Annotated in this window: 8 protein-coding genes and 1 pseudogene; 4 read left to right on the top strand and 5 right to left on the bottom strand. The window is 40.4% G+C overall.

Translation table 11 applies throughout. From position 1 onward, the window contains the following. Positions 1-37: 37 nt before the first annotated feature. Positions 38-636, bottom strand: a pseudogene (locus V7K45_RS11875) (Uma2 family endonuclease). Positions 637-772: 136 nt separating this feature from the next. On the opposite strand from V7K45_RS11875, the gene V7K45_RS11880 reads away from it, so the two are divergent. Both V7K45_RS11880 and V7K45_RS11885 read left to right on the top strand, forming a co-directional pair. After that, on the top strand, positions 773-1,189 hold the full coding sequence (locus V7K45_RS11880) for a XisH family protein (RefSeq protein ID WP_335003554.1): 417 nt from the start codon (positions 773-775) through the stop codon (positions 1,187-1,189). After that, positions 1,177-1,515: a XisI protein gene (locus V7K45_RS11885; RefSeq protein WP_335003556.1), complete on the top strand. Its 339-nt coding sequence runs from the start codon at positions 1,177-1,179 to the stop codon at positions 1,513-1,515. Before V7K45_RS11880 ends, V7K45_RS11885 begins: the two co-directional genes overlap by 13 nt. Positions 1,516-1,581: 66 nt before the next feature. On the opposite strand, the gene V7K45_RS11890 is transcribed toward V7K45_RS11885, so the two are convergent. Further along, on the bottom strand, positions 1,582-2,121 hold the full coding sequence (locus V7K45_RS11890; RefSeq protein WP_335003558.1) for a DUF2267 domain-containing protein: 540 nt from the start codon (positions 2,119-2,121) through the stop codon (positions 1,582-1,584). A 319-nt stretch (positions 2,122-2,440) separates the two neighbouring features. On the opposite strand from V7K45_RS11890, the gene V7K45_RS11895 reads away from it, so the two are divergent. Further along, positions 2,441-3,238 carry a dienelactone hydrolase family protein gene (locus V7K45_RS11895; protein ID WP_335003560.1) on the top strand — a complete coding sequence of 266 codons (798 nt, stop codon included), beginning with the start codon at positions 2,441-2,443 and terminating at the stop codon, positions 3,236-3,238. A gap of 54 nt (positions 3,239-3,292) precedes the next feature. On the opposite strand, the gene V7K45_RS11900 is transcribed toward V7K45_RS11895, so the two are convergent. Both V7K45_RS11900 and V7K45_RS11905 read right to left on the bottom strand, forming a co-directional pair. Beyond that, positions 3,293-3,940, bottom strand: coding sequence for a class I SAM-dependent methyltransferase (locus V7K45_RS11900; protein WP_335003562.1), 648 nt, complete (start codon positions 3,938-3,940; stop codon positions 3,293-3,295). Between the two features lie 433 nt (positions 3,941-4,373). After that, complete coding sequence (locus tag V7K45_RS11905) at positions 4,374-6,560, bottom strand: ATP-binding protein (RefSeq protein ID WP_335003564.1); 2,187 nt, start codon at positions 6,558-6,560, stop codon at positions 4,374-4,376. A gap of 443 nt (positions 6,561-7,003) precedes the next feature. On the opposite strand from V7K45_RS11905, the gene V7K45_RS11910 reads away from it, so the two are divergent. Continuing rightward, positions 7,004-7,888 (top strand): glycoside hydrolase family 75 protein, encoded by an 885-nt coding sequence (locus V7K45_RS11910; RefSeq protein WP_335003566.1) that lies wholly within the window; start codon positions 7,004-7,006, stop codon positions 7,886-7,888. Positions 7,889-8,079: 191 nt separating this feature from the next. Here the strand turns inward: V7K45_RS11910 and V7K45_RS11915 are convergent, their stop codons facing one another. Continuing rightward, complete coding sequence (locus V7K45_RS11915) at positions 8,080-8,505, bottom strand: hypothetical protein (protein ID WP_335003568.1); 426 nt, start codon at positions 8,503-8,505, stop codon at positions 8,080-8,082. Positions 8,506-8,740: the final 235 nt, after the last annotated feature.

Here is an 8,740-nt window from a genome sequence, read left to right on the forward strand (position 1 = left end):
TACGAAGTTAGTATGTGAGTTGTTAGATTGATTCACTTTACTCAAAAACAAGACCACGATAGATTTCCGACATCGGCAATTCAATACTAACTGAATCTAAAGAAATAGATAGCTCTAAACCGCTAAAATCACTGAGCAACCAACCTTGAGCTTGTTTACTATAGCGTTCTACAAAAGGTTCATTCTGTTCTACTAATAAATATTCGCTAAAACTCTTAATTGAGCGATACATCCGAAATTTATTTTGTTGATCGTAATCTGCGGTGCAAGGAGATAAGACTTCAACAATTAGCGTCGGATTTAAGACTTCATCTAAACGTAGACGCTCCTGCGGCTTGTCGTAGACATCGCCATTTAGTTGCGGTTCGCCGTCAAAAACCATTACATCTAAAATATACTCCGCGTCGATGTTCAGGAATCCACAGCCGTAAATCGCTGTTAATTGGCTCTGAATTGAGTATCGCGGAGCAAAAACTTCAGAAAGGCAAAAATATTGCCACTGATACAGCTATGTTTGAGCGTTCCTCTAGGCATGGGTACAATTTCTCCATCTCGATATTCGCTGCGTCCTTCGGCTTTTTCTTCGATCGCGCGATATTCATCCAAGCTGTAGCGGCGCGAGATGGTAGAAATCATAGGTCGTAAGCGATCGCACTGGCTATAAAACAACAATATTATTTTGTCACAGATTTACTTGTGAGGTAATATAATCCTGGGGTGTATATATTCTTTTTTCTACAACAGACTTTATCTTTCTGGTTAGCTGTCTACAATGTCTGCAAGAGATAGGTTTCATGAACTGGTTAGAACTGCTCTTGAGAAGGAAGGGTGGATAATTACTCACGATCCGTACCATATTGATTTGGGGTTTGTTGATTTTTACATCGATTTAGGTGCAGAACTGTTGCTAGCAGCGACAAAGGATGAGGAAAAGATTGCAGTTGAAATCAAAACATTTTTAGCACCCTCAACAATTTCTGAGTTTCATACTGCAATTGGACAATTTATTAACTACCGCATTGCTTTGGAAGATGATGATCCAGAGCGGTGGTTGTATTTAGCAGTTCCGCTCGACGTTTATAAGCGATTTTTCAGATATCCATTTATTCAAACGGTTATTGTCCGTAACAAAATTCCCCTTTTGGTGTACGACACAGAAAAACAGGAGATTGCAGAATGGATAAGCTAAATTTGTATCGTGAACTAATTCAGAAATTATTGACGGCGCGAGGAAAGTTGCGTTCTCAGAGCGATCCGATAGAAAGTCAAACCATTTTTGATACTACAAAAGACCACTATCAGCTTGTGCATGTGGGATGGAAGGATAGTAGTACCAGGATTTATGGCTGTGTGCTGCATATAGATATCAAGGATGGGAAGATTTGGGTGCAGCATGATGGAACGGAGGATGCGATCGCAGATCAACTCGTGTGTGAGGGAGTACCTAAGCAAGATATTGTGATCGCATATCATGCACCTCATGTACGGCAGTATACAGAGTTTGCTGTAGGCTAAACCTAATTAAAAAGCCTGTTTGCGAGTAACGATCGCAAACAGGCTTAACTTTTTTATACTTCTAATTTAAGCTTGCTCCCAAAGCTGACGTACATAATCAGGCAGCGCACCAGCAATTTCCTGAATCCGCTCTTCGGAAAGTTCGTCTTTGGTGGCAGAAAATACTGCTTTAACTGCCTGTTCTGCATCAACTGTTCCTGGAATCCCTCCTTCATTAGCAACTCGCGTTAGAAATAGCTTGGAATCAATTCCAATGGGAGCCGGGCCTTTTAAAGGTTGACGGATTTTACTTAAAAATCTCACAATGGGATTGGTGTCTTTCCAGAGTTCAGCCACTTCAAACTGGAGTGCTTTTTCATCTGTAGGTATAGCTTCTGTATGCAGTTCTGACTCGACTCGATCGATTGTGTCCGCGGTCATCAAGTCACGCATAACGCGATACACAACTTCAGTAAAGTCTCTTGCGTCATACAAATCTGCAAATCCGCTTTTAACCATGACCTTTTCAAGAAAGGAGTGATGTTCATCAGCGATCGCAGTTCGAGTATCTTCAATCTCTGTTGGGTCAACTTCTGGAATATCTGTTCTAAAACTTTGATCTGGCATTGTTTTTTCTTCTGGTTATTAATTTTGAGTCTTTATGCTTACTTTATGTAAGGTCGCACAAATCAAAAACCCTTGGAATCTCCCAGAAGTTTGAGATGACATCTATTCAAAAGTTAGAAATTCATCTGATTTGCATGGATATAGATAGCAGGACTACGCCCCAACAAAGGTTCTGGATAACACATATTTAATTTCTGAAAATATCATATCTATTGAGTAGAGCAATACTTTTAGTGTTTTTGCTCGTTGTAGACATCACCCATTGGTATCAAAAAACAGTCAAAATAAATGAGTTAGTATAAAAGCAGCCGAAACACAGATGGTAGAAACAACAAACATCGAAATTCACACTTCTTATGTCAAAGTACCTAACAATGGCTTAGAAATCGATGCTTATTTAGCTCAACCAGCACAAAATAAAACCTTTGGCGCGGTTATCGTTTTTCCAGAAATTTTTGGAATCAATAGTAATATTCGAGATATCACCGAACTAATTGCTAAACAAGGTTATGTCGCGATCGCCCCGGCGATGTATCAACGTATTGCTCCCGGTTTTGAGGCTGACTTTAGTCCAAAAGATATTGGCTATAGCCCAGAAGCCTATCGGCTGGGCTTGGAATACTATCAACAAGTAAAATATCAAGAGATTTTCAGCGATATTCAAGCTACCATTACTTATCTCAAAACTTTGCCCAATGTCAAAGATGATGCGATCGGTGTGATTGGTTTCTGTTTTGGCGGTCATGTTGCTTATATGGCTGCAACTTTACCGGATATCAAAGCTACAGCTTCGTTTTATGGTGGCGGAATTACCACTGCTAGTTATGGTGAAGAGACTCCAACCATTAATCGCACTTCACAAATTAAAGGTATTATTTATGCATTTTTTGGCACAAGAGATGCATTAGTTTCCCAGGAAGAAAACGAGCAAATTGAGGCAGAATTAAAGAAACATCACATAAATCATCGTGTATTTCGATACGATGCCGGACACGGATTTTTCGCTGGATTCTTCAAAGATCGATACCCATTTTTAGCCGAGCACCCAAGTTATAATCCTGAAGCGGCTCCTGATGCTTGGCAACATGTTCTAGAACTGTTTCAAAATCATTTGTAATCCGGCTTGTCGTAAATATCGCACTCATTGGACAAGAGTGCGATACTGTTGCCTTTAGGCTTTTGAGTTTTTAAGCAGGAATTGACAACCACATAAAAACGGGTTTGGACTGTCTGTGCGATCGTCTGCAAGCACTTCAATGGGGAGCTTGCTATTGTAAATCAATTTGTCATAATCCATCAACGCATCCCACTTGATCTTGCCAGTCGGGAAGCCTAGCTGTGAAGCACTATCAGATATTAATTCTTGCCATTTCTGAATCTCTGGATCTTGTGATTTGCAGTAATCGAGAATGGCAATTAAGGCACCAGGCTTAGTAACTCGCAGGATCTCTGCAAGGGCGCAGACTGGATCGCTAACGACACATAGGGTAAATCCTGATGCTGCTGCATCAAAAGTATTATCAGGAAAATCAAGATTGCAGAGATCCGATACCTTAAAGGTGATGTCTGCGGATATCGGCTTTTTACGTGCTTCATCTATCATCTTCTCAGAGAGATCGACACCGACGACACGTACATCTTCAGGATAGGCTGGAAGATTAAGACCAGTTCCTACCGCAGCATCCAATACGGTTTGTCCTGGTTTTAGCTGCAAGGAAGCAATTAAGGGTTCGCGCTCGATGTGCCAGTAACGCTTCATAATTGCGTCATAATTCACCGATCCCCGATCGTAGGTTTCAATCACCTGATGTATCTGCATAGATTTTTTAATAAATAGGACTGCCGATTTTAACTATCTGTTCAACTGTATAATCTGTTAGCGCCGAAAACTTGTATATTCTCTGACCAGCAAAAAAACTTTATTATATATTCTCTGACCAACAAAAAAACTTCATAATAGACATATTTTCCGATATCCTTTGACCGAACAATATCTATAGCAGCGAAGTGACAAGAGTGATTGGTGTATTATCAAAAATTGCGATCGCACCAATGGCACTGTTACGATCGTGCAGAGTGATTCCCCTTAAACAGCAAATCATTGCTTAAGCTTCGTAAATTAGCAAAGGTATTGTTACTTACAGCACTTTACAAGTTAATGAAGTACACCCCTCCTCAACTTGAAATCTGCTGTATAATTCAAAACTCTCTACATTTTCCTGTTCCCCCCAGCCTCAGCCATAATTGATAGTTTAACCATTCCTGAGCCGCAGAGGAATCTGAATGATAAACTCGGTTCCTTTTCCAGGAGTTGAGAAACACTCCAGTTTACCGTTATGTTTTTCTGTGACGATTTGATAGCTGATAGACATACCCATTCCGGTTCCTTTGCCAATGGGTTTGGTGGTGAAAAAGGGATCGAATATTCGTTGCTGAAATTCTTGAGAAATACCAACTCCGTTATCAGCGATCGCCACTTCCAACCACGTTGAATTAACTACCGATGTGCGAATCTTAATTTGACTGGGATTTTCCTTAATTTCCTCATAGGTAAGCTTAGTATTATTTTCTTCTAAAGCATCAATCGCATTTACTAAAATATTCATAAATACCTGATTGAGTTGTCCGGCATAGCATTCTACTGGGGGTATATCGTCGTAGTCTTTAATCACCTCAATTTCAGGTTGTTCTGGTTTAGCTTTGAGGCGGTGCTGCAAAATCATCAAAGTACTGTCGATGCCTTCATGAATATCGACACGTTTAAATTCCGCTTCATCAATGCGAGAGAAATTCCTTAGCGACAGTACAATTTGGCGAATGCGATCGGTGCCTACTCTCATCGAAGACAACATTTTTGGCAAGTCTTCTTGTAAGAACTCTAGATCGATGTCTTCAGCAACGGTTTGAATTTCAGCAGCAGGGTAGGGATTATATTGCTGATACAACTGCATCAGTGCTAATAAATCCTGAGTATATTCCTGCACGTGGGCGAGGTTGCCATGAATAAAGTTAACTGGATTATTAATTTCGTGTGCAATTCCAGCAACTAGTTGTCCCAAACTAGACATTTTTTCACTTTGAATAACTTGAGATTGAGTACGCTGCAATTCTCCTAATGCATTTTTAAGTTCAGTAGTGCGTTCTTCTACCCGTTCTTCTAGTTCTTCTTTGCTTTTCTCTAAAGCAGTAAAGGATTCGTGTAATTGCCCTGCCATCTGGTTGAAAGAGTTAGATAGGGTATTAAGTTCTTGAATGGGGCTAGTTTCTAATGTCTGATTGAAATTACCAGATGCCATTGCTTCACTTGCCCAATTCAAGCGCAAAATCGGGCGGACAATCCAATGAGAGGTAAACACACCGATCGCAGAGGCAACGACTAATGCAGCAAAACAAAGTGCGATCGTAATACGTGTGTTGGCATTAATTTGTGACATGAATGCCTTTTCTGGCACACTCACTACCATCAGCCAATCCAAGCCATATTTGTCACGCCAAGGTAAAACATGCACAAAATGCCGTTTTCCTTCCATCTCAAGTTGAAAATCTGTGTCTTGGGTGATAGACCCAAACCCAGAGGTTTGGAAATGTCTGGCAACGTTCTGGATTATTGGATCAGAACTATCGATCGCATTCAATCGCCGGATATCTTGATTAACGAGAACAAAAGGCTTTTCTGTACCAGAACTAGCAATTAATGTGCCATCCCGTTCTAAAAGGAAGACTTTCCCAGACTGGCTAATATTCAAATTGCGTAAAAAATCGCTCAGTTTTAGCAGGTGAATATCAGAGCCAACCATTCCCAGCAAGCGATTTTGGGAATCATAGATAGGACGACTGGCACAAGCGGCAATGTAGGGGCCTGTAGGAAGATTTCCAGTTACAATCTTTGCCCAAATAGGTTTACCTGCGGCAACGGGTTGATTATACCAAGATTCAGTAAGATTATTCCAATTCCACCGAGCATTGATTTGAGTTCGATTACCTTGCTGATCGGTAGCATAAGTGGAAATATTATTGAGACGCTTGGCAGTCCAATCATCAATGGTAATTGTCTTGTCATCATAACGACCGGCTCCTACCCCTTCACGCGTCGTTAGTCCGATACCAATATAAGTCAGGTCATAAGCCTGTATTTGATCCCAAAAATACTTACCCAGGGTTTTGCGATCGCCCACATCCAATAGTCCCTTGCGAATAGCATCTGCGTTGATCTGATTAAGGGTTTGCGGAATGGAAAGATAAGACTTCAGGTGTTCATCCACGACATCGCTGGTGCGATCTATCAACTGTTCGGCTAGGTCGTTAACTGCTCTTTGCCCATTTTTAAAAGACAAATAACCTACTAAGCTGACTGCTGCAAAAATTTGGATAAGGAAGGGAACAATAAGAACAATCTGTAATGGGAACGCCTTAGCTTTGCTGAGATAGGGAGTCTTCATTGCTGGAAGCTGAAAGTTGTGCTGATTTGATTTGCTTCTATAGTTCCCAAGATGTTCGCATACTCACATTTGTTGAAATTTTTTTGTCCAGTCAAAGGCGGCTTTAGGGTGGAATGGTACTTTCTAAAGCAAAAATTGCTGCCCAGATCCGCAACTTCTATCCTTTGGGTGTCTGCAAGCAGTCGGGGATCTAAATCCAGTGATTTAGTAACTGACATTTAGATTTGGGGTGCGTTGCGGGAGTTCCTTCTCCTGTATTCGCCTTTAAGAGCAGGGAAAATCAGGTATTGCCCACCCAACTGACTGACTCCTAATTGTCGCTGCTGGCGCGACACAAAAAAATCAGAGTTTGAGATGTTCTAGATATTAGCAATAGCATCAGCACAAAATTTGGTTTTTTTAATGTGTTTTCATGAGTTCAACTTTTAAATTTGGAGTAATTTATGCAGCAATTTCAAGTAAACTCAGATAGTTTGAATATACGTTCAGCACCGATTGTTGATGAAGCTAATCAATTAGCATCTCTTCCAAAAGGATATATTGTATCTAAAATAAAAAATTCGGATAATGAAAAGTGGTGGAAGGTTGCAACTATTATTGAAGGAAAAACTTTAGAAGGTTTTGTATCTCAAAAATTCCTGAGTCCAGTCACCAAATTTTCGATCGAGACTGTTCTTAAAATTGGTGAAATTCCTATTCTCCAGGCAAATGGAGAATCTGCATTTTTCTATGAAGCAGGTATGAGCATTAATGCTGATGGTGCGCCTAATGCTTATCATCCCGCAGATAAAGGGATTGATTTTTTGGCAAATGCTGGGTATTCAGATAACTGGTGGGCACTAGCTGTAGATAAAAACGGCAATCCATTTGTTCAAAGTAGTACCGATCCATATCCTGGATACTATATTTCTACAACTGCATTAATCGACTCTGGATTTGTTAAACAAGATCCACGTCGCTATGTTGATTCAACAAAGATTCCGTATATTGTTCTTCCAGGAAATGATTATTTTAGAAAGGCTACAGGCGTTAAGTTAGGAGATTTTGCAGTTGTTTACAACACTAATAATGAAAAACTCGCTTTTGCAATTTATGCTGATGTTGGGCCTAAAAACCAGATTGGAGAGGGTTCAATAGCTTTGTCTCAGGCTGTTGGAAACGATCCATTAGTACAATCAAGAGTCAGGCGAGGAATTCCCAAGGATATTGTTTATATTGTTTTTCCTGGTTCTGGAAATGGACAGCCAAGAACAATTTCAGAAATAGAAACTGAAACTAAACGGTTCTTTGAAATATGGGGTGGCGTAGAACGGATAAAGTCTTTATAAAATTAGACCTCTTGCAAAAAGCACTTTTGCAAGAGGGGAAAAGGGAAAAGGTTAAAGGGAAAGGGGACAATACAGAACCCAATACTTGTCAGGTTTTGGGGAAGGAGAAAAGGGAAAGAAAAAACCTTTTCCCCTTCCCCTTTAACCTTTTCCCCAAACCTAATTCTGAATTTTGAGTAATAACGCGCATCCTATGTTGTCGCTGCTGGTTTCTTTCCATTCTTACCCTCCACACTAGCAACGAATGAAGGTTGCTCATTACTGGGAGTTAGCGACTCGCCTCTTAGTCTCTTACGACGCTGTTTTTTAGGAACTCCTCCCGCCATACCGTACTCTACACTGCTTTTGCCATATCGAGTTCCAACTGCCATTAGCATGTGTTCTGTCATATCTCCCAACTCGTCTTCTGTTTCCAGCATTTCCCGATACAATTTATCCAAGCTAGAAAGCGCACTGTTATATGCATTTTCTTTAGTTCGCATCGTTTCGATCAGGGTTGAGAAGGCAGGTAAGGTAAGTCCATTGCCTAAATCTAAACTCGGATCGATAGAATTTATGCCAGCTGCACGGCGGACTGCTTTTTCTAATACTACGGAAGTTCTTTTTCTGCGAGCCACGATCTACACCTTGTAATACAGTACGGTTAATATTCTTTACCTTAAAAAATTTACGTATAGATCAGCCTGAGAGAATTCCGGCAAATCTGCAATGCTTTTTGCTACACAGAAATCATTACAGCAGATTGCGCGAACTACTTAAATGAGAAAGCAAACTGGGGTTTGAGAAAGTAAAAGCTGCTTTTGCTTGCGGAAAACACCAAAATGAGAAAGCAAACTGGGGTTTGAGAAAGTA

Origin of the sequence: Nostoc sp. (assembly GCF_036917375.1) — a bacterium.
GTDB lineage: Bacteria > Cyanobacteriota > Cyanobacteriia > Cyanobacteriales > Nostocaceae > Nostoc.